General features: G+C 63.9%; 1 pseudogene. It reads left to right on the plus strand.

The features are described from left to right. A pseudogene (locus EN807_RS33565) lies at window positions 1–341 on the plus strand (phosphonate ABC transporter, permease protein PhnE); the annotation flags it as partial.

Consider the following 341-nt stretch of genomic DNA (forward strand, 5'->3'; position numbering starts at 1 on the left):
TCTGTAGTCGCTGGGCGGGCTGGGCAAGCTGTTCTACGAGCTCAACGAGAACATCGACATGCGCGCGGAGGTGGGCTTGGTGGCGGTCGGCGCTACCTTGTTCGAGCGCATCCGCTTCCCTGCCCTGCGGCAGGTGCTGCCCAATTTCATGTCCTACACGCTGCTCAGGATCGAGATCAACGTGCGCATCTCGACGATCATGGGCGCGGTCGGCGGCGCCGGCATCGGCGAGGAGCTGAAGCTCTCCATCTCGCGCGGCTTCGGCGCCAAAACGCTGGCGCTAGTGCTGCTCTTGTTCACCACCATCTTCATCGTCGACCAGTTCTCCGCCTGGCTGCGCC

It is taken from the genome of Mesorhizobium sp. M5C.F.Ca.ET.164.01.1.1 (assembly GCF_004792125.1).
Classification (GTDB): Bacteria; Pseudomonadota; Alphaproteobacteria; order Rhizobiales; family Rhizobiaceae; genus Mesorhizobium; species Mesorhizobium wenxiniae.